Genomic DNA, 26,091 nt, shown 5'->3' on the forward strand with positions numbered 1-26,091 from the left:
TCCTGACCGGTCTCAGGCCTGCGGGGGCTCGAACGTGGAGGTGCGCTTCATACCGGCCGCGCGGCCCTTGCCGGAGACGACCAGCGCCATCTTGCGGCTGGCCTCGTCGATCATCTCGTCGCCGAGCATCGCCGAGCCCTTGAAGCCGCCGGCCTCGGAGGTGCACCAGTCGTAGGCGTCGAGGATCATCTCGGCGTGGTCGTAGTCCTCCTGGGAGGGCGAGAAGATCTCGTTGGCGGCGCCGATCTGGTCCGGGTGCAGCACCCACTTGCCGTCGAAGCCCAGCGCGGCGGCGCGGCCGGCCACCTCGCGGTAGCCCTCCTGGTTGCGGATCTGGAGGTAGGGGCCGTCGATCGCCTGGAGGTCGTTGGCGCGGGCGGCCATCAGGATGCGCATCAGGATGTAGTGGTAGGCGTCGGCCGAGTAGCCGGGCGGCTGCTCGCCGACCACCAGCGACTTCATGTTGATCGAGGCCATGAAGTCGGCCGGGCCGAAGATGATGGTCTCCAGCCGGGGCGAGGCCTGGGCGATGGTGTCGACGTTGATGAGGCCCTTGGCGTTCTCGATCTGCGCCTCGATGCCGATCCGGCCGACCTCGAAGCCCATGGTCTTCTCGATCTGGGTGAGCAGCAGGTCGAGCGCCTTCACCTGCTCGGCGTCCTGGACCTTCGGCAGCATGATGCAGTCGAGGTTCGGGCCGGCGCCCTCGACCACGGTGATCACGTCGCGGTAGGTCCAGTGGGTGGTCCAGTCGTTGACGCGCACGACCCGGGTCTTGCCGGTCCAGTCGCCGGTGTTCAGGGCGTCGACGACGGTGTGGCGGGCGCTCTCCTTGACCAGGGGGGCGCAGGCGTCCTCCAGGTCGAGGAAGACCTGGTCGGCCTGGAGGCCCTGGGCCTTCTCCAGGAAGCGCGGGTTGGAGCCCGGCACGGCGAGGCAGGAACGGCGCGGGCGGAGGCGGTTCTGGGACAAGAGGGTGGTTCCTTCCGGGGTCAGCTGGTCGTCGTGGCCGGGGCCGGCGTCCAGGGCTGGAGCCTGTTGGCCAGCCGGATCTCGTCCACGATCCGGCCGATGATGGTCGTGATGCCGAAGTCCTTCGGGGTGAACACGGCGGCGACGCCGGCGGCCCTGAGGGCCTCGCCGTCCGCTGCCGGGATGATGCCACCCACGATCACCGGGACATCCTCCACCCCGGCCCGGCGCAGCCGGTGCAGCACGTCCGGCACCAGCTCGGAGTGGGCGCCGGAGAGGATCGACAGGCCCACGCAGTGGACGTCCTCGGCGACGGCGGCCGAGACGATCTGCTCGGGGGTGAGCCGGATGCCCTGGTAGACCACCTCGAACCCGGCGTCGCGGGCCCGGACGGCGATCTGCTCGGCCCCGTTGGAGTGCCCGTCCAGGCCGGGCTTGCCGACCAGCAGCCGCAACTTGCCGGCGCCGAGCTCGGCGGCGGTCGCGGCGACCGCCTCGCGGACGGCGGCCAGCTCGCCGCCGGGCTCGGCCGGGACGGCGACCGGGGCGCCGCCGACGCCGGTGGGCGCCCGGTACTCGCCGAACACCTCGCGCAGGGCGAAGGCCCACTCGCCGGTGGTGACCCCGGCCCGGGCGCAGGCCAGGGTGGCCGGCACCAGGTTCGCGGTGGTGCCGGCGACGGCCTTGAGCTCCTCCAGGGCGCGCAGCGCGGCGGCCTCGTCGCGCTGCCCGCGCCAGGCCTCCAGCGCGGTCAGCACGGACTGCTCGGAGGCCGGGTCGACGACCATGATCGCGGTGTCGAGGTCGGCCGTGAGCGGGCTCTCCTCGGTGGTGTCGAAGCAGTTGACCCCGATGATCTTGTCCTCGCCGGACTCGATCCGGGCCCGGCGGGCGGCGTGCGAGGAGACCAGGTTGGACTTCAGGTAGCCGGACTCGACGGCCGGGATGACCCCGCCCATCGCCAGCACCTTGGCGATCTCGGCCTCGGCGCCGGCCAGCAGGTCGGCGGTCTTGGCCTCGACGACCTCGGAGCCGTTGAAGAGGTCCCCGTACTCCAGCAGGTCGGACTCGAAGGCGAGCACCTGCTGGATCCGCAGCGACCACTGCTGGTCCCACGGGCGGGGCAGGCCGAGCGCCTCGTTCCAGGCGGGCAGCTGGACGGCGCGGGCGCGGGCGTCCTTGGAGAGCGTGACGGCGAGCATCTCCAGCACGATCCGCTGGACGTTGTTCTCCGGCTGGGCCTCGGTCAGGCCGAGCGAGTTGACCTGCACGCCGTAGCGGAACCGGCGCTGCTTCGGGTCCTCGATGCCGTACCGCTCCCGGGTGACCTTCTCCCAGAGCCGGCCGAAGGCCCGCATCTTGCACATCTCCTCGACGAACCGCACCCCGGCGTTGACGAAGAAGGAGATCCGGGCCACCACCTCGCCCATCCGCTCGGCCGGCACCTGGCCGGAGTCGCGGACGGCGTCCAGCACCTCGATCGCGGTGCACATCGCGTAGGCGATCTCCTGGACCGGGGTGGCCCCGGCCTCCTGGAGGTGGTAGCTGCAGATGTTGATCGGGTTCCACTTCGGGATGTTCCCGACCGTGTACGCGATCATGTCGGTGATCAGGCGCACCGAGGGGCCGGGCGGGAAGACGTGCGTCCCGCGCGACAGGTACTCCTTGACGATGTCGTTCTGGGTGGTGCCGGTGAGCCTGGCGATGTCCGCGCCCTGCTCCTCGGCGACCACCTGGTAGAGCGCCAGCATCCACATCGCGGTGGCGTTGATCGTCATGGAGGTGTTGGTCTGTTCGAGCGGGATGCCGTCGAACAGGGTGCGCATGTCGCCGACGTGGCCCACCGGCACCCCGACCCGGCCGACCTCGCCGCGGGCGAGGATGTGGTCGGAGTCGTAGCCGGTCTGGGTCGGCAGGTCGAACGCCACCGAGAGGCCGGTCTGCCCCTTGGCGAGGTTCCGCCGGTACAGCGCGTTGGAGTCCTCGGCCGTCGAGTGCCCGGCGTAGGTGCGCATGAGCCAGGGCCGGTCGCGCTTCTGGTCGGTCATCGGGTCGCCTTAGATGTCGCGGAAGCGGTTGATCGCGGGCAGGTGGCGGGCGCGCAGTTCGGCGTCGCGCACGCCCAGGCCCTCCTCGGGGGCGAGGCAGAGCACGCCGACCTTGCCCTGGTGGCGGTTCTGGTGGACGTCGAGCGAGGCCTGCCCGGTCTGCTCCAGGGTGTAGACCTTGGACACGGTGGGGTGGATCTTGCCCTTGGCCACCAGGCGGTTGGCCTCCCAGGCCTCGCGGTAGTTGGCGAAGTGCGAGCCGACGATCTTCTTGAGCGACATCCACAGGTAGCGGTTGTCGTACTGGTGCATGTAGCCCGAGGTGGAGGCGCAGGTGACGATGGTGCCGCCCTTGCGGGTGACGTAGACGCTGGCGCCGAAGGTCTCCCGGCCGGGGTGCTCGAAGACGATGTCGACGTCCTCGCCGCCGGTCAGCTCGCGGATCCGGCCGCCGAAGCGCTTCCACTCGCGCGGGTCCTGGTTCTGCTCGTCCTTCCAGAACCTGTAGCCCTCGGCGGAGCGGTCGATGATCGCCTCGGCGCCCATCGCCCGGCAGATGTCGGCCTTCTCCGGGCTGGAGACCACGCAGATCGGGGTGGCGCCGCCGGCCAGCGCGTACTGGGTGGCGTACGAGCCGAGGCCGCCGCTGGCGCCCCAGATCAGCACGTTGTCGCCCTGCTTCATGCCCGCGCCGTTCTGCGAGACCAGCTGGCGGTAGGCGGTGGAGTTGACCAGGCCGGGGGAGGCGGCCTCCTCCCAGGTCAGGTGGGCGGGCTTGGGCATCAGCTGGTTGGTCTTCACCAGCGCCAGCTGGGCCAGGCCGCCGAAGTTGGTCTCGAAGCCCCAGATCCGCTGCTCCGGGTCCATCATCGTGTCGTTGTGGCCGTCCGAGGACTCCAGCTCGACGGACAGGCAGTGGGCGACCACCTCGTCGCCCGGCTTCCAGGCGTTGACCCCGGCGCCGGTGCGCAGCACCACGCCCGCCAGGTCGGAGCCGAGCACGTGGTACGGCAGGTCGTGGCGCTTGGTGAGCGGGGAGAGCCGGCCGTAGCGCTCCAGGAAGCCGAAGGTGGAGACCGGCTCGAAGATCGAGCTCCACACGGTGTTGTAGTTCACCGCGCTCGCCATCACCGCGACCAGGGCCTCGCCCGGGCCCAGTTCGGGCAGCGGGACGTCGTCGAGGTGGAGGGACTTGCGCGGGTCCTTGTCGCGGCTGGCGAGGCCCGCGAACATCTGCTCCTCGTCCTTGTGGAGCGTCACCGCCCGGTAGGACTCCGGCAGCTTCACGTTGGCGAAGTCCGCCGAGGTGCTGTCGGAGCTGAGGATCGCGTCGAGGATTTCCTTCATGGCTGCCTCCGAAGGCGTACCTGTGTGAGGGCACAGGGCGTCTGGGGGAGCCGGGAGCGGACACCGGCTTCGCTGAACGGGGTGGTGGGTGTGGGTGGCTGGTGGGCCGAGGTGGCTGTCGGGCCGGTGGCCGGTGGGCCGGGACGGCTGTCGGGCCGGGTGCTGCGGTGGGTCGCCCCCGGGATCGGGGGGCGCCGGTACGACGGCGCGCCAGGTGGGGAGCCGCGGCGCCGCGACTGGTGGGTAACAAGGTAGTGGCACCCTGTGCCACTCGTAAAGACACGCGGTGCCATCAATTCGGGCGACCCGGAGGTGCCTCCCAGGGGCCCGCGAAGGGCATGGAAAGGGCCCGTGCCGACACTCCGGCACGGGCCCGTGAACCCCTTGCGACCTGCGAGAACTCCTGCGGTCAGGCCTGCTTGACGCCCTCCAGGGCGGCCCGCACGGCATCCACCACCAGCTCCAGCGGGGCGTCCGTCCGGGTGACTGTGATGAGCACCTCACCTCCGGAGGTGGCACTCGGTGCGCGCAGGGTCGAGGCCTCCGCCTCCGTCCCACTGGCACCCGGTGCCACCACGGCACCGCGCCGTCGCGCCCCCGGTGCGCTGGAGCCCCAGAAGGTCTGCCGGATCACCTCGAAGGAGTGGTCCAGCTGTGCCTCCACATCGCCCCGTCCGCCCGCCCGCAGCCAGCGCCGCAGCACGTGGTTGTGGGCCGCGACCACCGCCGCCGCCGACACCTCGGCCAGCATCGAGTCGTCCTCGCCACCGTGCTGCCAGCCCTCGGGGATCTCCCCGGCGGTGTCGAACCGGCCCAGCAGGTAGCGGGTGAACAGCCGCTCGTAGCGGGCCACCACGGCGATCTCCCGCTCCCGCAGCGTCGGCACCTGGCGGATCAGCTGGTACCTGGCCACCGAGACCCCGGGCGTGGAGGCGTACATCCGCAGCACCTCCTTGATGCCCCGGCAGACCACGTCCAGCGGGTGCTCCTCCGGCTCGGCGCTGGCCAGCAGGTCGGCGACCCGCACCAGGGTGTCGTCGTGGTCCGGGAAGATCGCCTCCTCCTTGGACCGGAAGTACCGGAAGAAGGTCCGCCGGGCGACCCCGGCCGCCGCGGCGATCTGGTCGACCGTGGTCTCCTCGTAGCCCTGCGAGGCGAACAGCTCCATCGCGGCGGTGGCCAGGTCCTGGCGCATCTGCTGGCGCTGGGCCGCCGCCCGGCGGCTGCCCTGGCCCCCCTCGGCGCCCGTCCCGGCCGACCGGCCGTCACGCGCCGGGGCGGACTGCTGCGGGGCGGATTGCTGCGGGGAGACTGACTGAACCCGATCCATGCCCGGAACGCTACACGTCCCCGGCGCCGGAGCAGGGGGCCTTGCCCGGCGCACCGGGGCGACCGGCCCGCCCACCGCAGGTCTCGGCCAGTGCGCGGACACCGAACCCGCCCCCCAGCCGGCCCGTTCCGCGCGGAACGGCGGCCGGTCGGACGCTCCCCCGTAGGACGGCGGCGTGGTCATCGGCGCGCGTGGTCGCGGAAACCGCGGCCGGTCTTGCGGCCCAGGCAGCCCGCCGCCACCAGGTGCTCCAGCAGCGGCGCCGCGGCCAGGCCCGGCTCCCGGAACTCCTGGTGCAGCACCTGCTCGATGGTCAGCGAGACATCCAGGCCGACCACGTCCAGCAGCTCGAACGGGCCCATCGGGTAGCCGCAGCCGAGCTTCATCGCGGTGTCGATGTCGTCCACCGTCGCGTAGTGCTCCTGGAGCATCCGCACCGCGTCGTTGAGATAGGGGAAGAGCAGCGCGTTCACGATGAAGCCGGCCCGGTCCCCGCACTCCACCGGGTGCTTGCGGACCTTCGCGCACAGCTCCAGCACGGTCGCGGTGACGTCCGGCGCGGTCAGCACCGTGGAGACCACCTCGACCAGCCGCATCGCCGGCGCCGGGTTGAAGAAGTGCATGCCGACCACGTCCTGCGGCCGCCCGGTGGCCGAGGCGCAGGCCACCACCGGCAGCGAGGAGGTGGTGGTGGCCAGCACCGCGCCCGGCTTGACGATCGCGTCCAGCGCGGTGAACAGCTCGCGCTTCACCCCGAGGTCCTCGGCCACCGCCTCGACCACCAGGTCCACGTCCGCCAGCTCGCCGTACTGCCCGACCGGCGTCACCAGGCCCAGGGCGGCGTCCCGCTGCTCCTCGGTCAGCCGGCCCTTCGCCACCGAGCGCTCCAGCGACCTCGCCAGCTGCGCCTTGGCCCGCTCGGCCTTCTCCAGGCTGCGGGCGGCCAGCAGCACCGGGTACCCGGCCTTGGCGAACACCTCGACGATGCCGGTCGCCATGGTGCCCGAGCCGCAGACGCCGATGCTGCGCACCTCCCGCCCGGTCACCCCCGGCCGGGCCGGGCCGGCGGCGGCGCCGACGACCTTGGAGGAGCCGGGCGCCTCGTAGGTGTAGAAGCCGCGGCCGGTCTTGCGGCCCAGCAGCCCGGCCGAGACCAGCTGGCCGAGGATCGGCGCCGGCGCGTGCAGCCGGTCCCTGGACTGCTCGTACATCGCCTCCAGGACGGTCCTCGCGGTGTCCACGCCGATCAGGTCGAGCAGCGCCAGCGGCCCCATCGGCAGGCCGCAGCCGAGCCGCATCGCGGCGTCGATGTCCTCCCGGGTGGCGTACTTGGACTCGTACATCGCGGCGGCCTGGTTCAGGTACGCGAAGAGCAGGCCGTTGACCACGAAGCCGGCCCGGTCGCCGGCCGCCACCGGCTCCTTGCCGAGGTCCCGGGCCAGCGCCGCGGCGTCCTCGGCGACCTGCGGGGCGGTGAGCACGGTGCGCACCACCTCGACCAGCTTCATGGTGTGCACCGGGTTGAAGAAGTGCAGGCCGAGCACCCGGTCCGGGCGGGCGGTGGCGGCGGCGATCCGGGTCACCGAGAGCGCGGTGGTGCCGGTGGCGAACACCGTGCCGGCCGGGCAGATCCGGTCCAGCTCGGCGAAGACCTGCCGCTTCAGCTCCAGCTGCTCGGGGACCTCCTCGATCACCAGGTCCGCCTCGGCGGCCGCGGCCAGGCGGTGGCCGACGGTGAGCCGGGCGAGCAGCCCGGCCCGCTCCTCGGCGGTGAGCCGCTCGCGGTCCACCGCGTGCGCGGTGGACTCCTCGATCCGGGCCAGGGCCCGGGCGGCGGAGCTCTCGTCGGCCTCGATGCCGATCACCCGGCGGCCGCTCCTGGCGACCGCGACGGCGACTCCGGTGCCCATCGTGCCGAGTCCGACCACGGCGACCGTGGGAAAGGGACGCTCCATCTGTCCTGACTCCTTGTCATGGAAGGCCCGCGCGCGCTCCGGAGGGCACGCCCCCGGAAGGAGGGCGCGCCTTCGGAGGAGGGTCCGCGCGCGGTGCGGGGGGATGACGGTTGCGGCCACCGCGCAGCCGCCGGTCCGCTCCGGCGGTGCTGCGGGTGTGCCGTGGTACTCAGGCGCTCGGGGTGAAGGAAGCGGCTCTGAACACAGAGGAGAGAAATCCGGCTCCGGCCGCGATCCGCGGCACCGGCCGGTGAACGAACGCACCGTCGTCCGCCGTCGGCCCCGCGGTTCCCGGCGCGGCGGACGGCGCCCCGCCGGTGCGGCTCCCGAAGCCCGGCAGTGGTGCGTGCGGACACTGTAGCGAAGTTACCGATCAGTAGGAAGGGGGTGGGGGGTGGCAGTTTCGCTGCTCACGGCCGGGGTGATCACCCGTGCGGGTGAGGGAGGTGGACGGACGTCCGTTCGGACCACCCGATAGGGGAGTTACGCGCCCCGGCGGCGCCGGGAAGCATGGGGGCATGACCACTGGAACCGTTGCCACGGACCGACCCGAGCCCGCCGCCGGGTCCGCCGCGGGGCCCGCCCCCGGCCCGGCCGGGCCCGCCGCCACCGGCGCCGTGCTGCCGCCGCGGGCGGACCGGGCCGAGCGCGGCGAGCGCGCGCAGGCCGCCGTCGACCGGCTGCGGGGCTCCGGGGTCGAGGCGGTCGCCGTCACCTGGGTGGACAACGCCGGCATCGCCCGGGTCAAGGCGGTGCCGCTCGGCGGACTGGTGCACGCGGCGCAGTGGGGCGTCGGCGCGGCCCCCTGCTTCGACGTCTTCCTCGCCGACGACTCGATCGTCACCAGCCGGCTGATCGGCGGCCCCACCGGCGACCTCCGGCTCTACCCCGACGTCGAGCGGATCGTCCCGCTCGCCGCCCAGCCCGGCTGGGCCTGGGCCCCGGGGGACCGCTACACCCAGGGCGGTGCCCCGCACCCCGGGTGCCAGCGGCTCTTCGCCCGCCGGGCGGTGGCCGCCGCGGCCGAGCAGGGCCTGGCCCTCAAGGCCGGGATCGAGATCGAGTGGGTGGTCGCGCTGGCCGGCCCGGAGGGGGAGGAGCCCCGCTACCCGACGGCCGGCCCGGCCTACGGCATGCAGCGCCTCACCGACCTCTCCGACTACCTGCGCGACGTGCTCCGGGCCCTCGGCGAGCAGGGCCTGACCGTGCTCCAGATCCACCCCGAGTACGCGCCCGGGCAGTTCGAGGTCTCGGTCGCCCCGGAGGGCCCGGTGGAGGCCGCCGACACCTCGGTGCTGGTCCGGCACACCGTCCGGGCCGTCTCCGCCCGGCACGGCCTGCGGGCCTCCTTCGCCCCGGCGGTAGAGGCGGGCGGGGTCGGCAACGGCGGCCACCTCCACCTCAGCCTCTGGCGCGAGGGGCGCAACCTCGCGCACGGCGGCCCCGGTCCGCACGGGCTGACCGCCGAGGCGGAGGGCTTCCTGGCCGGGGTGCTCGGCGCGCTGCCCGAGCTGCTGGTGCTCGGCTGCTCCAGCCCGGCCGGCTATCTGCGGCTGGTCCCCTCGCACTGGGCCGGGGCCTACCAGTGCTGGGGCCTGGAGAACCGCGAGGCCGCGCTCCGCCTGGTCACCGGCTCCACCGGCGAGCGGTCCTCCGCGGCCAACGCCGAGATCAAGTGCTTCGACGCCACCGCCAACCCCTATCTGGCGGTCGGCGCGGTGATCGCCGCCGGCCTCGCCGGGCGGGAGCAGCGGCTCGCGCTGCCACCGGAGTCCACCGGGGACCCTTCCCTGGCCGAGCCCGGCACCGTCCCCCGGCTGCCGACCGGCCCGGCCGAGGCGCTCGCCGCCTACCGGGGCTCCGCCGTGCTCCGGGAGGCGCTCGGCGAGCCGCTGTTCGAAGCGGTGCTGGCCGTCCGCCAGGCCGAGGCCGAGCAGTACGCCGGCGCGTCGCCCGAGCGGCTGGCCGCCGTCACCCGCTGGCGGTACTAGGGGCGTGTCCTACTCTGTGCCCCCGGTCGACGTCCCCGCGCTGGTCGACCACCACTGCCACAGCGTGGTGACGGCCGAGCTCGACGACGACGCCCTGGCGGGGCTGCTCACCGAGTCCGACCGCCCGCCCGCGCCCGGCACCTCGCCCTTCGACAGCGCGCTCGGCCTCGCCGTCCGCCGCTGGTGCCCGCCCGCGCTGGGGCTGCCCGCGCACGCGCCCGCCGAGGAGTACCTCGCCCGGCGGCGCGAGCTGGGCGCCCCGGAGGCCACCCGCCGACTGCTGGCCGCCGCGGGCCTGGACACCTGCCTGGTGGACACCGGGCTGACCGGCGCCGCCGGCTTCCCGCTGCTGCCGCTCGACGGGTTCGCCTCGGCCTCCGGCGCCCGGGTGCGCGAGGTGGTCCGGCTGGAGCCGGTCGCCGAGGCCGTCACCGCGTCGCCCGGCGGCTGGGCGCGGGCGGTGCGCGAGGCGCTGGCCGCCGCGGCCGCCGGCGCCGTCGCGCTCAAGTCGGTGGTCGCCTACCGGGCCGGGCTCGCGGTGCCCGCGCGGCGGCCCTCCCCGGCCGAGGTGACGGCGGCCGCCGCCGCCCGGCAGCGTGCCGGGGGCGGCCGGCTGACCGACCCGGTCCTGCTGCACGAGCTGCTGCACACCGCCCTGGAGGTCTGCGCCGGGCTGCGGCTGCCGCTCCAGCTGCACACCGGCTTCGGCGATCCCGACGTCACCCTGCACCGGGCCGACCCGTCGCTGCTCGCCGACTTCGTCCGGGCCGCCGAGCCGTCGGGCGTCCCGCTGGTGCTGCTGCACGGCTACCCCTACCACCGGCAGGCCGCCTGGCTGGCCCAGGCCTTCCCGCTGGTGTACACCGACCTCGGGCTGACCACCTCCTACGTCGGCCCGAGGGCGGCGGCGGTGCTCGGCGAGATGCTGGAGCTGGCGCCGTTCGGCAAGCTGCTGTTCTCCACCGACGGCTACGGCCTGCCGGAGCTCCACCTGGTGGGCGCGGCGCAGTTCCGCCACGGCCTGGGCACCCTGCTCGACGGCTGGCGGGCCGACGGCGCCTGCACCCCGGCCGACGCCGAGCGGCTGGCCCGTCTGGTGGCGGCGGAGAACGCGCGCCGACTGTACGCGATCTGAGCGTCGGCCCGCCGCCACTGGCGAGCATTCGCCACTGGCCGCTTTCGGCCGTTACGAATGCCTGTCGCCCCCTAGGTCCGGGTTACTAGGATCACCCGCCAGTGAGCTCTGTGCTCGTCCGATCGTCAGATCGCCGCCCCTGCCCAGCAGGAGCGGAGTCATACCTTCCGTCGGTGGATGACTTGTGACGATTAGATGACTACCTCTTGCGGATTGCAACACTTGTTCACTAGCGTCCCGATCATTCCAAGCGCATCTGCCAACCGCAGCTGCAGCATGACGACTCGGGAGGGCCAACCCCTATGAGTGTTCCTCGGATCAGCCGGACCCGGATCGCGGCGGTCGGCGTTGTGCTCGCCACCGCCGGAGCCCTCGCGCTCCCGGCCGGCAGCGCCTTCGCCGCCGGGGCGGAGACGACCACCGGTCCGCTGCTCAGCTACGTCGTCAACACCAAGGCCAACCACGGTCAGGTGCAGAAGGTCGAGACCGCGGTCAAGGCCCTCGGCGGCACCGTCGTCTACTCCTACGAGCAGATCGGCGTGGTGATCGCCCGCTCGACCGACACCCAGTTCGCCGCCAAGCTGCGCAAGGCGAAGGCCGTCGAGTCGGTCGGCGCCAGCCGCACCAAGGGCATCACCGCCTCCGAGGACAAGGTCGCCGAGGTCGCCGCCGCCCCGACCGCCGCCCCCGCCGCCGGCGAGGAGCCCTACTGGGCCAACCAGTGGGACATGCGTCAGATCGGTGTCGACAAGGCCCACAAGCTGTCCCTCGGCAGCAACAAGGTCACCGTCGGCGTCCTGGACTCCGGCATCGACGGCAAGCACGAGGACCTCGCCGCCAACATCGACGCCTCGCAGTCGGTCTCCTGCATCGACGGCGGCAAGCCGAACACCGCCTGGGACGCGTGGCAGCCGGGCGTCGACGGCGCCCACGGCACCCACGTGGCCGGCACCATCGCCGCCGCCAAGAACGGCAAGGGCATCGAGGGCATCGCCCCGAACGTCAAGCTCGCCGCGGTGAAGGTCGTCGACGACGGCGGCTTCATCTACCCCGAGTACGCCATCTGCGGCTTCGTCTGGGCCGGCGAGCACAAGTTCAAGGTCACGAACAACAGCTACTTCGTCGACCCGTGGATGTTCAACTGCCAGAACGACGCGGACCAGGCGGCGATCACCACCGCCGTCCGCCGCGCCGTCGAGTTCTCGCAGCGCAAGGGCGTCCTCAACGTCGCCGCCGCGGGCAACGAGAACATCGACCTGGCCCACAAGACCAAGGACGTCGCCAGCCCGGACGACACCACCCCGGTCGAGCGCCCGATCACCCAGGACTGCCTGAACCTGCCGACCGAGCTGGACGGCGTCGTCGCGGTCTCCTCGGTGGGTGTCAACGGCGACAAGTCGTACTACTCCAGCTACGGCAAGGGCAAGGTCACCGTGGCCGCCCCCGGTGGCGACCGCCGCTACCAGATCCCGGACACCCCGGACAAGAACGGCCGTACGCTGTCGACCATCCCGGGCGGCCAGTACGGCTACATGCAGGGCACCTCGATGGCCTCCCCGCACGCCGCCGGTGTGCTCGCCCTGCTGGCCAGCACCTTCCCGTGGGCCAGCCCGGAGGAGCTGACCGAGCTGCTCACCAACCAGGCCGAGTCGCACGCCTGCCCGTCGGGCCCGTACAACCCGGGCGGCACCGGCGAGTTCGCGGCCACCTGCGAGGGCGGCGCGGACGACAACGGCTTCTACGGCGCGGGCATCATCAACGCCGAGAAGGCGGTCCAGTGGTGGCGCTGAGCCACGGCTGACCGGCTGCTGAACCCCTGAGTCGCCGAACGGGGGCGGGACACGAGTCCCGCCCCCGTTCGCATGCCCTTCTCCGTGCCCCCGGCCGCCTCCGGCCGGCGGGTCACTCGACGTGCTGCTCCCACACCGTCTCCACCGACGGCTTGCCGTGCAGGTCCGGCACCTCCCGCAGCCAGTCCGGCCGCCCGGCCCTGGTCCGCGCGGCCCGCCGCCGCTCCGCGTCGAGCAGCTGCTCTGGGGTCGAGAACCCCTCCGGCAGCCATTCGGCCGAGCGGGCCGCCCGCTCCGCCAGGTGCTCCACGTAGGCCCGGCGCAGCGCCCCGACCGAGTCGAAGCCCGGCTCGTCGGCGAGCCAGGCGTCCGGCACCAGCGCCACCACCTGCTCCAGCAGTCCGGCGGTGACCAGCGGCCCGAGCTCCTCGTCCGCCAGCGCCACGTCCGGGCGGTACCCGCCGAGCGCGTGGGCGCTCAGGTCGTACCGCTTGCCGACCGAGGCCCCGGCCGCGGACCAGCGGTGGTGGAAGATCAGCGCGGCGCCGTTGTCGATCAGCCAGAGCCGGCCGTGCCAGACCATGAGGTTGGGGTTGTGCACCGTCCGGTCGACGTTGCCGGTGAGCGCGTCCAGCCACACCACCCGGCCGGCCTCGGCCGGTCCGACGTCGATCATGCCGGGCCGGAAGTCGCGGGCGCCGGGCAGCAGGTCCATCCCGAGGTTGACGCCGCGGCTGGCCCGCAGGATGTCCTGGATCTCGGCGTCCGGCTCGTCCTCGGCCACCGCCGGGTCGAAGTCCACCAGTCGCAGCTCCGGCACCCGCAGGCCGAGCCGCCGGGCCAGCTCGCCGACGATCACCTCCGCGACCAGCGCCTTGCGGCCCTGGGCGGCCCCGGTGAACTTCACCACATAGGTGCCCAGGTCGTCGGTCTCCACGACGCCGGGCACGGAACCGCCGGCCCGCAGCGGGTCGACGTAGCGCACTGCTGTCACCTGTTCGAGCACAACCGCCACTCTAGGGCCTCTCTTTCGGATCACGCCGGGCGGTCGCCGCCGGAGCACGCACCTCGCCGGCTTGTCGTCGGTCGCCGATGCTCCGCATGGACTCCCTCCTCCGCACCGCCGAGGCACGCACTCCAACAACGCCCGCTCATCCGACGTGATCCGAAAGAGAGGCCCTGGGGGTCGTCCGTCCGGACCGGAGGCCGCCGCCCGGCGCACCCCGTTCGCTGTGATTTGCTGGCCGGTGAGCGTGACCGGCCGGACGGAACCCGGCGCCGGACGACCGACGAAGGAGAGCAGGACCATGGGACAGGTGCAGGCCACCACGGAGCGGGTCTACGACGCGGCCCCCGAGCGGGTGTACGAGGCCCTGGCCGACTACCAGGTGATCCGCCCCAAGCTGCTGCCCGCGCAGTACAGCGAGTACGAGGTCCGGGTCGGCGGCACCGGCGCGGGCACCCAGGTGCACTGGAAGCTCCAGGCCACCGAGAAGCGGGTCCGCGACTGCCTGCTCACCGTCTCGGCGCCGCGCCCGGACCAGCTGGTGGAGAAGGACGCCAACTCCAGCATGGTGGTCACCTGGACCGTCGCGGCGGCCGGTGAGGGCCGGACCAGGGTCACCGTCACGGCCACCTGGCAGGGCGCGACCGGCATCGGCGGCTTCTTCGAGCGGACCTTCGCGCCCAAGGGCCTGAACCGGATCCACGACGAGGTGCTCGCCAACCTGGCCGCCGAGGTGCGCTGAGCCGGAGCGCCCGCGGCGCGGTCGGGGCCCGGTCCCGGGTCGGGCCGCCCCGTCGACCCGGCCAGGAATTCGAGGAGTTCGTCCACCCGTACGAGCGGCGCGCCGTACGGGTGGACGCCCCGCCACCTCCGGGTGACGGGGGCCCCTCGGCACGGTGCGGCCACCCTAGGCTCGCCGCCGTGCATATGACGATCCTTCACATTTCCCAACCCGTCGACGGCGGAGTGGCCCGCGTCGTGGTCGACCTGGTCCGGGGTCAGCGCGAGGCCGGCCACCGGGTGCTGGTCGCCTGCCCGCGCGGCGGCCGGCTGGCCGAGGAGGCCGCGGCCGTCGGCGCGCTGGTCCAGGACTGGCCCGCCGGCCGCTCGCCCGGCCCGGCCACCGCGGCGGAGGCCTGGCGACTGCGCCGGATCGTCCGGGCCGCCGCACCCGACATGCTCCATCTGCACAGCGCCAAGGCCGGGTTGGCCGGCCGGCTGGCCGTCCGGGGCGCGGTGCCCACGGTCTTCCAGCCGCACGCCTGGTCCTTCGCCGCCGTGGACGGCGCGCTGGCCGCCGCCACCCTGCGCTGGGAGCGGTACGCGACCCGCTGGGCGCACCGGCTGCTCTGCGTCTCGGTCCAGGAGCGGACCGACGGCATCGCGGCCGGACTGCACGCCGACTGGGCGGTGGTGCCCAACGGCGTGGACGTGCGCCACTACGCGCCCTCCGACCGCCGCGCCGCCCGGATCGCGCTCGGCCTGGAGCTCGACGCCCCGCTCGCGGTCTGCGTGGGCCGGCTCTGCCGCCAGAAGGGCCAGGACGTGCTGCTCGCCGCCTGGCCGGAGGTGCGCCGCCGGGTGCCGGCCGCCCGGCTGGCGCTGGTCGGCGGCGGGCCGGAGGAGGCCCGGCTGGCCGCGACGGTCCGGGAGGGCGCCGATCCGTCCCGGGTCCGGCTGGTGGGGGACGTCGCGGACCCCCGGCCGTGGCTGGCCGCGGCCGACCTGGTGGTACTGCCCTCGCGCTGGGAGGGCATGGCGCTGGCCCCGCTGGAGGCGATGGCCTCCGGGCGTCCGGTGCTGCTGACCGACGTGCCGGGAGCGCGGGAGTGCCTGCCGCCGGTCGAACGCGCGTCCGCCGTGGTCCCGCCCGGCGACGTGGACGCGCTCGTCACCCGAATGGCCGAGGCGCTGTCCGATCCGATCGAGTGCGAGCGGCGCGGTCTGCGCCTGCGCGAACACGCCGCGGCCCGCCACGATGTTCGCTCCGTGGTCGAACAGGTGGACGCGCTCTACCGCGACCTGCTGGGGGCCGGTCCGGCGGCCGGACGACGCCGCGCCCGTGTCCCGCAGCGGATCTGATCGTTTCACATGCCGTGAATGCGCCGCCGGTCCGACGCCGTCGTATTCGCACCCTCAACCGGTTGTGGATGAGGGGTGAAATCAGAAATACCTATTAATGGGCGGCTGGAATGAAACGGCAAGTCAACTTCCAGCATTCAAGCCAGCGTTCGGTAACGTCTGATTTTGCCTGCTTCGTTTCGATTTCACGCCGGCAATTCGCGAGGAATTCGAAAGCCGCCAGCGGCAGCAGGTGCTGTCAGGACCGCGCCCACCGGGCCGGGACGGCCGCTCCGGGCCAACCGGTGCCGGGCCGCCGTCACCCCGGGCACACAGCAGGGGAGTTCGTGCGCTGATGACCATTGACCACGACAGCGTGCCAAGGCCCGGGCGGTCCCTGTCAGGCCCGCCCCGGCCCGCCACCGGGCTGCTCGACCGCCCGGAGCGCGCCGCCCAGACCCGCAGCGCCGCCCCGTCCCGCCGGCACCGCCGCCCGGTCCGCGCCCGGCTCGCCCTGCCCGTCACCCTGGTCGCCGTCGATGCCCTCGCCCTCTGCACCGCCACCGGGGTCGCCAACCGCGCCCTCGACCCCGCCGTCCGGGTCGCACCCCTGCTCGGCGTCGCCGCCCTGCTGCCCCTGCTCCTCCTGCTCAACCTGGCCGGCGGCCTCTACCGCACCCGCCTCACCCTCTCCGTCCTCGACGAGCTGCCCGCCCTCACCGCGCGGGCGCTCGTCGCCTCCGCCTTCGCGATCAGCCTGGCCGGCTGCCTCGAAGGCCACTGGCCCGACACCGGCCCCGCCACCCCCGCCCGGCTGATCGTCCTCCTCGGCACCCAACTGCTGCTCGCCGTCTGCGGCCGCGCCCTGCTCTACCACCTGGTGCGCCGCATCCGCCGCAGCCGCCCCAGCCCCGTCCTGGTCCTCGGCGCCGGCCGCCTCGGCCGCCGCGTCGCCGCCGCCCTCAACGAACGCGGCGAGTACGGGATGCGCCCCATCGGCTTCCTCGACGCCGACCCGCCGCTGCTCGCCGGCGACACCGACCTGCCCGTGCTCGGCGGCCGCGAAGTCCTGGAACGCGAAGTCCGCCGCCACCGCGTCCACCACGTCGTCGCCACCGCCGGCGCCGCCGACGAGGCGGAGACCGCCGCCGCCCTGCGCGACGCCGCCCGCCTCGGCTGCCAGGTCTGGCTGGTCCCGGCCCTGCGCGAGTACGGCTCCCTCGCCGCAGGGCGCCTCACCGGCGCCGACCACCTCTGGGGCTACCCCTGCCTCCGGGTCGGCCGCGCCGCCACCCGCCGCCCCGGCTGGGCCGCCAAGCGCACCCTCGACGTCACCGCCGCCGCGACCGGCCTGCTGCTGCTCTCCCCGGTCCTCGCCCTCTGCGCGCTCGCCGTCCGCTTCGACACCGGCCCCGGCGTCCTCTTCCGCCAGCAGCGCACCGGTCTCGACGGCCGGGTCTTCACCGTCCTCAAGTTCCGCACCCTGCGGCCCAGCAACGAACACGAGTCCGCCACCCGCTGGAACATCTCCCAGGACCACCGGATGGGCGCCGTCGGCCGCCTGATGCGCCGCAGCTCCCTCGACGAACTCCCGCAGCTGTGGAACGTGCTCCGCGGCGACATGAGCCTCGTCGGACCCCGCCCCGAACGCCCCTACTTCGTCATGCGGTTCAGCCAGGCCTACCCCGAGTACGCGGACCGCCACCGCGTCCCCGTCGGCCTCACCGGCCTCGCCCAGGTCAACGGCCTGCGCGGAGACACCTCCATCGAGGACCGGGCCCGCTTCGACAACCGCTACATCGAGAGCTGGAGCCTCTGGCAGGACGTCAAGATCCTGTGCCGCACCGCGGCCCTCATGCTCCACCCGGACGGGAGCTGAACAACGCCGTGGCCCTGACCCTCGCCGCACCACCGCACCCTGCCCGGCTGTTACGGCGTGCGGGCGGCGTCCTCCAGGAACGCCCCGGCCTGCTGGCCGCCGCCACCGTGCTGCTGGTCTGCGTCCCCACCGGGGAGAAGGACGTCGCCGCCGCCGTCCACATCACCGCCGCCGACCTCGCCTCGCTCGCCCTGGTCGCCCTCACCGCCGTCAACCTGCTGCGCGGCCGCACCCCCGCGCTCGGCCGCGCCGACGCCGTCCGCTTCGGCGCGATCGTCACCGCCGCCGCCGTCGCCACCGTCGGCTCCATCGACCCGGCCACCAGCCTCACCGGCTTCGTCCGGCTCACCCAGGTGTTCGTCCTCGTCCCCGCCGCCGTGCTCTGCTCCCTGCGCGACCGCACCGACCAGCGCCTCGTGCTCGGCTCCTTCGTCGTCGCCGCCCTGATCCAGGGCGTCGTCGGCGTCCACCAGTTCCTCACCGGCACCGGCGCCTCCTACACCGGGCGCCCCATCCGCGCCGTCGGCACCTTCGGCGCCCTCGACATCATGGCGATGTCCACCGTCGTCGCCTACGGCCTGCTCGCCGCCCTCGCCCTCGCCCTCGGCGAACGCGGACCCGACGGCAACCCCCGGCTGCGCCGGGCCCTGTTCGCCGCCGCGGCCTTCCTCGCCCTCCCGCTCGCCGTCTCCTTCAGCCGCGGCAGCTGGATCGCCACCGCCGCCGCCGCCACCGTCCTGCTGCTGCGCGCCGACGCCCGGCTCGCCGTCCGCGGCGCCCTGCTCACCGCGGCGGCCGCCGTCGTCCTCGTCGGCGGCCTCGGCCTCGGCGGCTCCGGCGTCACCGACCGGATCAGCTCCATCGGCTCCGTCTCGGCCGCCCCCGACCAGTCCGTCTCCGACCGCTACGACCTGTGGGCCACCGCCGGCCGGATCTGGCAGGACCACCCCGTCACCGGCGCCGGTCCCAAGGCCTTCCAGCAACTGCGCGACAGCCACGCCCCGCTCCGGCTCTCCTCCGGCAGCGACGCCGCCGACGCCACCATCGGCTTCCAGCGCGAACCACTGCTCTCCCCGCACAACATGTACTTCCTGGTCCTCAGCGAACAGGGCCTGATCGGCATCGTCGCCTACGGCCTGCTGTTCCTCGGCCTCCTCCTCGGCTGCCTGCGCCACGCCCGCGGCCGGGGCCCCGCCCTCGCCGCCCTCGCCCTGCTCACCTGGGTCCTGATCGACTTCCTCTACGCCGACATCGGCGGCACCACCACCGTGCTGACCTCGATCGTCCTCGGCCTCGCCGCCCGCGCGGCCCGACCCCCGGCGGGCACGCCATGACGACCGACCGACCGACGGTCGCCCCCACCACCCTGCCGGCCCCCCGCCCCGCCCCGCCCGGACCGGGACCGGCCGCCGCCCCGCGCAGCCGCGTCCTCGCCAGGGCCTTCGGCGTCACGGCCGTGCTCAGCGCCGCCGGCTCCGCCCTCGGACTGCTGCGCGACCTCCTGCTCGCCCGCTACTTCGGCGCCAACCAGGGCACCGACGCCTTCCTCGTCGCCTGGACCGTCCCCGAGACCGCGGCACCCCTGCTGATCGAGGACGCCATGTCCTTCCTCATGGTGCCCGCCTTCGCCCTCGCCCTCGTCCTGCGCGAGGAACGCCCCGACGGCCCCGACCCGGTCCGCCAGGTCGTCCGCGCCACCCTGCCCTGGCTGCTGCTCGCCCTCACCACCCTCTCCCTCGGCGCCGCCCTCGGCGCCCCCCAGCTCGTCGACCTGCTCGCCCCCGGCCTCGCCGACCCCCGCCTCGCCGTCACCTGCACCCGGATCACCGCGATCACCGTGCTGCCGTTCGGCGTCGCCGGCTACCTCGCCGCCGCCCTGCGCGCCCACCACCGCTTCACCGCCCCCGCCGGCATCTACGTCGCCTACAACCTCGGCATCCTGGGCGTCCTGCTCAGCTGCCACGCCCTGTGGGGCGTGCGCTCCGCCGCGATCGGCGTCGCCCTCGGCAGCCTCCTCATGGCCGGCCTGCTGATCGGCCCGTTCCTGCGCGCCCTGCGCACCGGCCCCGGCCGAGCCGCCCGCGCCCGCCGCTCCCGCAACGCCCTCGTCCTGATCCCGCTCGCCCTGCTCCCCGTCGGCGCGTTCACCCTCACCCGCCAGGCCCAGGTCTTCATCGAGCGCTACCTCGGCTCCGGACTGCCGCCCGGCACCATCTCCCACCTCAACTACGCCGCCAAGGTCTCCCAGCTCGCCATGACCGCCGGGATCCTGATCTGCACCGTCACCTTCCCCCTGGTCGCGCGGGCCCTCGCCGCCGGAGACCTCACCGCTGCCCGCGACCGGGTCGAGAAGGACCTCGGCCAGGCCGCCGCCGTCGTCCTCCTCGGCACCGCCTTCCTGATGGCCTGCGCCCCCTCCGTCGTCGCCCTGCTCTTCGAACGCGGCGCCTTCGGCCCCCGGGACACCGCCGCCACCGCCGCCGTCATCCGCGTCTACAGCTTCGGCCTGCTCGCCCAGGCGCTGATCGGCGTGATGATCCGCCCCTACTTCTCGCTGCGCCCGGCCGTCCGCCGGGCCGGCGACCCCAGCCCCGACGACGGCGGCCGCCGACTGCTCGACTGGTACCCGGCCGCCGCGATGGCCCTCGGCCTCGTCGTCACCGTCACCGTCGGACTGCTCGCCACCCCCCGCTTCGGCGCCCTCGGCCTGGCCGCCGGCAACGCCGCCGGCATCACCGCCGCCGCCGCGCTGCTGCTCCGCGGCCTCGTCCTGCGCGGCATCCCGCTGCGCCTGCGACGCGTCCTCGGCGGCCAGGCCCGGCTGCTCGCCGCCGCCGCGGGCGCCGCCGCCCTGGGCGCGCCGGTGGCCGGCCTCACCGCCGACCCGCTGCTCTCCACCGTCCTCGGCGGCCTCACCGTCGCGCTGGCCTTCGCCGCGCTGGGCACCGGTCTCGGCGCCCACGAGGTGCGCGGCCCGGTCCGCGCCGCCGTCCGGGTCCTGGGACCGGTCCCCGACCCGTCACCTGTCGCCGATGAAGGGAACCCTCCTCATGGACGCTGAACGGGGAACCGTCCGGTCGGCCCCGTCGGGCGTGCGCCGCCCGGCCGCGCCGACGGCCGGCGGCCGGCGCACCGACGCGCCGCACACCGCGACCCCGCGCGCCGGTGTGCCGCTCACCGAGACCCAGCGCGCCGACGCGCCGCACACCGACCCGCCGCACCCCGGCGCCCGTCGGCCCCCGGCCCGGCTGCCCAGGAGCCGGCGCCCGCTCGCCGACCTCCCCAGCGCCGAGACCACCTCGCCGTGGATCCTGATGTACCACTCGGTGGCCGTCGAGAAGGAGGACCCGTACCGGCTCACGGTCAGCCCCGAACGCTTCGCCGAGCAGATCGCCTGGCTGCACCGGCGCGGCAAGCGCGGCGTCTCCGTCCGCGAACTGATGCGGGCCCGCGCCGCCGGCCGGGCCGACCGGCTGGTCGGCCTGAGCTTCGACGACGGCTACGCCGACTTCGCCCGCCACGCCGTACCGATCCTCCAGGCCTACGGCTTCACCGCCACCGCCTACGTCGTCGCCGACCTGCTCGGCCGCGCCAACGACTGGGACGCCGAAGGCCCCCGCAAGACCCTGCTCACCGTGCAGGAGGTCACCGACCTCGCCGCCGCCGGCTGGGAGATCGGCTCGCACGGCCTCGGCCACCAGGCCCTGCCCGGACTGCCCGCCGACGTCCTGACCGCCCAGACCCGCGACAGCCGACGGCTCCTCGAAGAGGTCGTCGGCGGCCCCGTCACCGGCTTCTGCTACCCCTACGGAGCCGTCGACCTGGCCGCCACCCTGGCCGTCCGCGACGCCGGCTACGACTACGCCTGCGCCATCGCGCACTCCCCGCTCACCGGCCGCTACGCGCTGCCCCGCTGCTACGTCGGCGACCGCGACGGCGCCTGGCGGCTGCGCGCCAAACGCGGCCGCCACCGCCTGCGCGACACCGTCACCGAACTCCGCCGCCACCGCCTCGCCGCCCGCGCCGGACGCCTCCGGAGGGTGCCGTGAGGATCCTGCACATCGTCACCGGCCTCGCCTCCGGCGGCGCCGAACGCCAGCTCCAGCTGCTGCTCCGGCACCTGCCGGCCCACCAGCAGTGCGAGGTCCTCGCGCTGACCAACCCCGGCACCGTGGCCGCCGCGCTGCGCGCCGACGGCGTCACCGTCCACCACCTCGGCATGCGCGGCAACCGCGACCTCGGCGCGCTGCCCCGGCTGGCCCGCCTGGTCCGGGCCGGCCGTTACGACATCGTGCACACCCACCTCTACCGGGCCGGACTCTACGGCCGGCTCGCCGCCCGGCTGGCCGGCGTCCGGGCGGTGGTCGCCACCGAGCACTCGCTGCACGCCGGAGTGATCGAGGGCCGCCCGGTCACCCGCGGCGTCAAGGGCCTCTACCTGGCCGCCGAACGCCTCGGCACCACCACCGTCGCGGTGTCCCGGCAGGTCGCCCAGACCCTGCACGCCTGGGGCGTTCCCCCGGCCAGGGTCGAACTGATCCCGAACGGCATCGACGCCGCCCGCTACCACCACCCGCCCGCCGACCGGGCCGGCACCCGCGCCCGGCTGCGCGCCGAACTCGGCCTCCCGCAGGACGCCTGGGTGATCGGCGGGATCGGCCGGCTCGTCCCCGGCAAACGCTTCGCCGTCCTGCTGGAGGCACTCGCCGACCTGGACGCCGCCGCCCGCCTGGTGCTGATCGGCGAGGGCCCCGAACGCGCCGCCCTGGAGCGTCGGGCCGACGAACTCGGCGTCCGCGACCGCCTGGTGCTCACCGGCGAACGCGACGACGTCCCCGACCTGCTCACCGCGCTGGACGTGCTCGCCGCGCCCTCCACCGAGGAGACCTTCGGCCTCGGCGTACTGGAAGGGCTCGCGGCCGGCCTGCCGGTGCGCCACAGCGCCTGCCCGGCCCTGGACGAACTGCCGCCCGGCGCCGCCCCGCAGGCCCGCCGGATCCCCTCCGGGGCGGCCGCCTACACGGCCGCGCTGCGCGACCTGCGCCACCTCGACGACCTGGGCGCCGACCCGCTGCCCAGGCCGCCGGCGGTCGGCCACTACGACATCGTCCGGGTGGCCGCCGACCTCGGCGCGCTCTACGACCGGCTGGCCCGGGCTTGAGCCGGCCGCACCCCCGCAGACACCGGGCCGCCGGCCGGGCGGCCCTCATAGCCAAGGAGTCCCCATGAGCGAATCGCGCCGTAGCGCCCGTCGGCTCGTCGGCCGATGGTGGCCGGTGGCCCTCGCGGTGCCGCTGGGCGCCGCCGCCGGCGCCGGGTACGCCGTCGTCGCCCACCCCTCGTACGCCGCCAACTCCTATGTGATCGTGGTGCCCGACGCCCAGGGCCAGGCCGCCACCGCGGTCAACTTCGCCCAGGCGTACGGACGGCTGGCCGGCCAGCCGCAGGTCCTCGCGGCGGCCGCCGCCGAGACCGGGCACAGCCGCGGCGAACTGGAGAGCCTGGTGCACGGCACCACCTCGCCGGACGCCCCGATGATCGAGATCACCGGCACCGGCGCCGAGCCGGGGGAGGCCGTCCGGGCGGCCGACGCGGTGGCCCGCTCGCTGGTCGCGTTCGCCAACGGCAGCAGCAAGGAGACCGGCGTCCGCCTGGTCCCGCTGGCGGGCGCCGCCGAGCCCGACAAGCCGACCACGCCCTCCGGCAAGCTGGACGTCGCGGTCGGCGGCGCGGCCGGGGTGCTGATCGGCGCGCTGGTGATGATGACCCGCCGCCGGGGCACCGGGACCGCCGCCGAGGAGGCGCCCGCCGCGCCCGGTCCCGCGACCACCCCGCGCCCGCGCGCCGCCGAACCGGACCCCGACCCCGTCGGCCCGGCCGGGGCGGCGAGGACCGGGTCCGCGAAGCCCGAGGCCGACGTGCCCGAGGCCGCCGAGCCCGAGGGCGCGAAGCCCGACGCGAGGAAGCCCGAGGCCGCGAAGGCCGGGACGGCGAAGGCCGAGCCCGCCGGGGCGCGGACCGGACCCGGGAACGGCGCCCGGGGCGACGCCCGGGCCGAGGCGACGGCAGGGGGCGGACGATGAGCACCGAGGCCGTCACCCCCACCGCGGGCCTCCCCGCCCAGGCCCGCTCGCCCCGCTGGACCACCGAGCTGCGCCGCGAGGACGACGCCCTCGACGCCCTCGCCGAGGAGTGGGACGACCTGGCCGCCCGCTGCCGCACGGCCACCACCTTCCAGACCTCCGCCTGGCAGCGCTCCTGGTGGCGCCACTACGGCCGCCCCGGCGCCCTGGTGGTCGTGCTGGTGCGCCGCGAGGGGCTGCTCGTCGGCGCGGGCGCCTTCCGCCGCCGCGGCGGCCCGCTCGGCGGACTGACCGGCCTCGGCGCCGGACTGGTCGACTTCACCGACATCCTGCTCGACGACGCCTGCGCCGACCGGGCCGCCGCCGAGTTCGCCGCCGCCCTCCCGCTCACCCGCCCCTGGCACAGCCTGGAACTGCGCGAGGTCCACCCCGAGGCGGCCGTCCAGCGGGTCTTCGAGCAGTGGCGCGGCCGGCGCCACCGGTTCGCCGACTCGCTCTGCCAGTACCTGCCCGCCGTCCCGATGGACCAGCTGCTCAAGCGGCTACCGGGGAAGACCGCCCAGCGCAGCCGGGTCAAGCAGCGCAAGATCGCCGAATCCGGCGTCGAGGTGCGGTCGACGAGCCCGGAGGAGGTCCCGGAGGCGCTGGAGGCCCTGCTGCGGCTGCACTTCGTCCAGTGGGAGGAGCGCGGCGTGACGCCGGAGCACCGCACCGAGCGGTTCTCCCGGCACCTCACCGAGTCCACCGCGGCGCTGGTCGCCACCGGCGGCGCCGCCGTCCACCGGTTCTGGCTGGACGGCGAGCTGCTGGCGGTCAACCTGGTGCTGCTCTGCCCCGCCTACAGCGGCCTCTACCTGTACGGGGCGCACCCCCGGCTGCGGGAGCGGCTGGACATCGCCGGCCTGCTGTTCGGCGCCGCCCTGGACGAGACGCTGGCGGCGGGGATCCCGGTGATAAGCCTGCTGCGCGGCCAGGAGGCGTACAAGCAGCGCTGGCGCCCGGACGGACTGCCGAACCAGCGGCTGCTGTTCGGCCCGCGCGGTCCGGCCCCGGCGGCCGCGGCCCGGGGCGGCGCGGTCCGCGCCCGGCGGGCGACGGTGCACCTGCTCACCACCCGGATGCCGCGGCTCAAGGAGGCGCTGGCCGCCCGCCGCCGCGGCTGACCGCCCGCCCCGCTACCACCAGGGCCACCAGTGCCACCCCGGCCGGGCGGTCGGCGCGGGGGAGGGCACCGCGGACGGCGACGCCGGAACCGCCGGAGCCGTCGGGGACGCCGGGGCGGTCGGACTCGTCGGGGCCGCCGACGGCGACGGCTCGCCCGGCCCCCCGGGGCTCGGCGGGGCCGTCGGGGTCGCGGACGGCGAGGCCGGGGCCGTCGGCACACCGGGCTGCGCCGGAACGCTGGGCGCCACCGGTACGACGGGGGCCGCCGGCGGCGTCGGCGCCGCCGGGGCGCCCTTGGAGCCGGCCATCAGCTGCTTGAACCGGGCCCCGGCCCGCGGGTTCCGGTCGCACTGCCAGAACCCGTGCGGGCAGTAGTCGGTGACGGTCTGGTACGCGGTGTCGTGGGTGCGGATCCACTCCACCATCCGCTGCACGAACTCCGGGTTGTCCCCGTTCCGGAACAGCCCCCACTCCGGGTACGAGACCGGCTTGCCGCGCTTGGCCGCGAACTCCACCTGGTCCTGCAGCCCGTACGGCTCGCGCACGTAGTCGTCGAAGGTGCCGCCGGCCGGCTGGTCGTAGCTGTCCATGCCCAGGATGTCGACCACGTCGTCCCCCGGGTAGCACTTCGTCCACGGGATCGCGTCCAGCCCCCGGTTCGGCGTGAAGTCGAAACGGAAGCGCTGCCCCGGCACCGAGCGCATCACCGTGACGATCCGCCGCCAGTACGTCTTCCAGGCGGCCGGGTCGGGCTTGCAGCGGTGGGTGTAGGTGACGCCGTTCATCTCCCAGCCGAGGGTGAGCACGGTGTCCGCGCCACCGAGCGCCACCAGACGCCGGGCCAGCTTCAGGAAGTGCCGGTCGAAGTCGCCGCGCGCGCCCTGGGCCAGCAGCCGGGCCACCTCGCCGTCCGGCACGTTCGCCTCGTTCGGCACCAGCATCGGCACACCGAGGATCAGCATCCGGGACGGGTCCGCCAGCCTCCACTGCGACCACATGCCGAGCACCACCGGCTCGCCCTCGACGTCCGCCCAGCCGTTGCCCGCCAGATAGGTGTGCCCGACCTGGAGGTTCGCGTTGCCCAGCCACTGCGAGTACCGGCCGATCTGCGGGATGTACTTGTCCCAGGAGCCGACGAAGGCCCCGAACGGCGGCTCGTGCGGCGGACGCTGCACCACCGGACGCGGCGCGGCCCCGCGCGGCGAGATCCCGTCGGAGGAGAGCGCGTGCCGCTCCGTCTGGCTCAGCGGCGTCCCGGCCGGAACGCCGGCCGTGGTGAGCAGCAGCAGGGTGGCGGCGGCCAGCGCCAGGCGGCCGAATCGCATGGTCT

Annotated in this window: 19 protein-coding genes; 12 read left to right on the forward strand and 7 right to left on the reverse strand. The window is 74.7% G+C overall.

Going from position 1 to position 26,091, the window contains the following annotated elements; all coding sequences use genetic code 11:
- Positions 1-12 precede the first annotated feature (12 nt).
- The 5 genes from ACW14Y_RS29570 to ACW14Y_RS29590 all read right to left on the reverse strand — a co-directional run bounded on the left by ACW14Y_RS29570 (position 13) and on the right by ACW14Y_RS29590 (position 7,652).
- Entirely contained in the window at positions 13-972 is a 960-nt protein-coding gene (locus ACW14Y_RS29570; protein ID WP_340636237.1) for an HpcH/HpaI aldolase/citrate lyase family protein, read from the reverse strand.
- A 20-nt stretch (positions 973-992) separates the two neighbouring features.
- A complete protein-coding gene (locus ACW14Y_RS29575) occupies positions 993-3,020 on the reverse strand; it encodes a protein meaA (protein WP_456983948.1) in 2,028 nt (675 codons plus the stop codon).
- A gap of 9 nt (positions 3,021-3,029) precedes the next feature.
- Positions 3,030-4,367, reverse strand: a complete 1,338-nt coding sequence (ccrA, locus tag ACW14Y_RS29580; protein WP_380310554.1) for a crotonyl-CoA carboxylase/reductase — start codon at positions 4,365-4,367, stop codon at positions 3,030-3,032.
- Positions 4,368-4,776: 409 nt separating this feature from the next.
- Positions 4,777-5,697 carry a TetR family transcriptional regulator gene (locus tag ACW14Y_RS29585; RefSeq protein WP_380388311.1) on the reverse strand — a complete coding sequence of 307 codons (921 nt, stop codon included), beginning with the start codon at positions 5,695-5,697 and terminating at the stop codon, positions 4,777-4,779.
- 179 nt (positions 5,698-5,876) lie between these two features.
- On the reverse strand, positions 5,877-7,652 hold the full coding sequence (locus tag ACW14Y_RS29590) for a 3-hydroxyacyl-CoA dehydrogenase family protein (RefSeq protein WP_380438177.1): 1,776 nt from the start codon (positions 7,650-7,652) through the stop codon (positions 5,877-5,879).
- Positions 7,653-8,170: 518 nt separating this feature from the next.
- Here ACW14Y_RS29590 and ACW14Y_RS29595 point away from each other — a divergent pair.
- From ACW14Y_RS29595 to ACW14Y_RS29605, 3 genes are all read left to right on the forward strand, one after another.
- Entirely contained in the window at positions 8,171-9,643 is a 1,473-nt protein-coding gene (locus tag ACW14Y_RS29595) for a glutamine synthetase (RefSeq protein WP_456983950.1), read from the forward strand.
- 4 nt (positions 9,644-9,647) lie between these two features.
- Positions 9,648-10,778 (forward strand): amidohydrolase family protein, encoded by a 1,131-nt coding sequence (locus ACW14Y_RS29600; protein ID WP_456983952.1) that lies wholly within the window; start codon positions 9,648-9,650, stop codon positions 10,776-10,778.
- A 302-nt stretch (positions 10,779-11,080) separates the two neighbouring features.
- A complete protein-coding gene (locus ACW14Y_RS29605; RefSeq protein WP_380310565.1) occupies positions 11,081-12,568 on the forward strand; it encodes a S8 family peptidase in 1,488 nt (495 codons plus the stop codon).
- A gap of 112 nt (positions 12,569-12,680) precedes the next feature.
- Here the strand turns inward: ACW14Y_RS29605 and ACW14Y_RS29610 are convergent, their stop codons facing one another.
- The gene (locus ACW14Y_RS29610) at positions 12,681-13,574 is read right to left on the reverse strand and encodes a HipA family kinase (RefSeq protein ID WP_380310567.1); all 894 of its coding nucleotides are present in this window, start codon (positions 13,572-13,574) and stop codon (positions 12,681-12,683) included.
- Positions 13,575-13,875: 301 nt separating this feature from the next.
- Between ACW14Y_RS29610 and ACW14Y_RS29615 the strand changes: the two genes are divergently transcribed.
- The 9 genes from ACW14Y_RS29615 (at position 13,876) to ACW14Y_RS29655 (ending at position 24,760) form a co-directional block, all read left to right on the forward strand.
- Complete coding sequence (locus tag ACW14Y_RS29615; protein ID WP_030398291.1) at positions 13,876-14,316, forward strand: SRPBCC family protein; 441 nt, start codon at positions 13,876-13,878, stop codon at positions 14,314-14,316.
- A 185-nt stretch (positions 14,317-14,501) separates the two neighbouring features.
- Positions 14,502-15,656, forward strand: coding sequence for a glycosyltransferase (locus ACW14Y_RS29620; RefSeq protein WP_380305368.1), 1,155 nt, complete (start codon positions 14,502-14,504; stop codon positions 15,654-15,656).
- A 334-nt stretch (positions 15,657-15,990) separates the two neighbouring features.
- Complete coding sequence (locus ACW14Y_RS29625) at positions 15,991-17,514, forward strand: exopolysaccharide biosynthesis polyprenyl glycosylphosphotransferase (RefSeq protein WP_380305370.1); 1,524 nt, start codon at positions 15,991-15,993, stop codon at positions 17,512-17,514.
- Positions 17,515-17,522: 8 nt separating this feature from the next.
- On the forward strand, positions 17,523-18,848 hold the full coding sequence (locus ACW14Y_RS29630) for an O-antigen ligase family protein (RefSeq protein WP_380438168.1): 1,326 nt from the start codon (positions 17,523-17,525) through the stop codon (positions 18,846-18,848).
- Complete coding sequence (locus tag ACW14Y_RS29635) at positions 18,845-20,575, forward strand: lipid II flippase MurJ (protein WP_380388294.1); 1,731 nt, start codon at positions 18,845-18,847, stop codon at positions 20,573-20,575. The genes ACW14Y_RS29630 and ACW14Y_RS29635 overlap by 4 nt, the downstream gene beginning before the upstream one ends.
- Positions 20,565-21,563, forward strand: a complete 999-nt coding sequence (locus tag ACW14Y_RS29640) for a polysaccharide deacetylase family protein (RefSeq protein WP_380388292.1) — start codon at positions 20,565-20,567, stop codon at positions 21,561-21,563. The genes ACW14Y_RS29635 and ACW14Y_RS29640 overlap by 11 nt, the downstream gene beginning before the upstream one ends.
- On the forward strand, positions 21,560-22,675 hold the full coding sequence (locus ACW14Y_RS29645; RefSeq protein WP_380438166.1) for a glycosyltransferase: 1,116 nt from the start codon (positions 21,560-21,562) through the stop codon (positions 22,673-22,675). The genes ACW14Y_RS29640 and ACW14Y_RS29645 overlap by 4 nt, the downstream gene beginning before the upstream one ends.
- A gap of 64 nt (positions 22,676-22,739) precedes the next feature.
- Positions 22,740-23,597 (forward strand): hypothetical protein, encoded by an 858-nt coding sequence (locus ACW14Y_RS29650; protein ID WP_456983958.1) that lies wholly within the window; start codon positions 22,740-22,742, stop codon positions 23,595-23,597.
- Positions 23,594-24,760, forward strand: a complete 1,167-nt coding sequence (locus tag ACW14Y_RS29655) for a GNAT family N-acetyltransferase (protein ID WP_402723660.1) — start codon at positions 23,594-23,596, stop codon at positions 24,758-24,760. The genes ACW14Y_RS29650 and ACW14Y_RS29655 overlap by 4 nt, the downstream gene beginning before the upstream one ends.
- 12 nt (positions 24,761-24,772) lie before the next feature.
- Here ACW14Y_RS29655 and ACW14Y_RS29660 read toward each other — a convergent pair whose 3' ends face one another.
- Positions 24,773-26,086, reverse strand: coding sequence for a glycoside hydrolase family 26 protein (locus ACW14Y_RS29660; RefSeq protein ID WP_380305384.1), 1,314 nt, complete (start codon positions 26,084-26,086; stop codon positions 24,773-24,775).
- Between the last annotated feature and the right edge of the window lie 5 nt (positions 26,087-26,091).

The organism is Kitasatospora sp. cg17-2 (assembly GCF_054031055.1).

What these genes read in the sequence shown, in the direction of transcription:
- ACW14Y_RS29590 (WP_380438177.1), bottom strand. Translation starts at nt 7,652, where the DNA reads ATGGAGCGTCCCTTTCCCACGGTCGCCGTGGTCGGACTCGGCACGATG.
- ACW14Y_RS29635 (WP_380388294.1), top strand. Translation starts at nt 18,845, where the DNA reads ATGACGACCGACCGACCGACGGTCGCCCCCACCACCCTGCCGGCCCCC.
- ccrA (WP_380310554.1), bottom strand. Translation starts at nt 4,367, where the DNA reads ATGAAGGAAATCCTCGACGCGATCCTCAGCTCCGACAGCACCTCGGCG.
- ACW14Y_RS29585 (WP_380388311.1), bottom strand. Translation starts at nt 5,697, where the DNA reads ATGGATCGGGTTCAGTCAGTCTCCCCGCAGCAATCCGCCCCGCAGCAG.
- ACW14Y_RS29620 (WP_380305368.1), top strand. Translation starts at nt 14,502, where the DNA reads ATGACGATCCTTCACATTTCCCAACCCGTCGACGGCGGAGTGGCCCGC.
- ACW14Y_RS29615 (WP_030398291.1), top strand. Translation starts at nt 13,876, where the DNA reads ATGGGACAGGTGCAGGCCACCACGGAGCGGGTCTACGACGCGGCCCCC.
- ACW14Y_RS29655 (WP_402723660.1), top strand. Translation starts at nt 23,594, where the DNA reads ATGAGCACCGAGGCCGTCACCCCCACCGCGGGCCTCCCCGCCCAGGCC.
- ACW14Y_RS29625 (WP_380305370.1), top strand. Translation starts at nt 15,991, where the DNA reads ATGACCATTGACCACGACAGCGTGCCAAGGCCCGGGCGGTCCCTGTCA.
- ACW14Y_RS29595 (WP_456983950.1), top strand. Translation starts at nt 8,171, where the DNA reads ATGACCACTGGAACCGTTGCCACGGACCGACCCGAGCCCGCCGCCGGG.
- ACW14Y_RS29650 (WP_456983958.1), top strand. Translation starts at nt 22,740, where the DNA reads ATGAGCGAATCGCGCCGTAGCGCCCGTCGGCTCGTCGGCCGATGGTGG.
- ACW14Y_RS29575 (WP_456983948.1), bottom strand. Translation starts at nt 3,020, where the DNA reads ATGACCGACCAGAAGCGCGACCGGCCCTGGCTCATGCGCACCTACGCC.
- ACW14Y_RS29660 (WP_380305384.1), bottom strand. Translation starts at nt 26,086, where the DNA reads ATGCGATTCGGCCGCCTGGCGCTGGCCGCCGCCACCCTGCTGCTGCTC.
- ACW14Y_RS29640 (WP_380388292.1), top strand. Translation starts at nt 20,565, where the DNA reads ATGGACGCTGAACGGGGAACCGTCCGGTCGGCCCCGTCGGGCGTGCGC.
- ACW14Y_RS29605 (WP_380310565.1), top strand. Translation starts at nt 11,081, where the DNA reads ATGAGTGTTCCTCGGATCAGCCGGACCCGGATCGCGGCGGTCGGCGTT.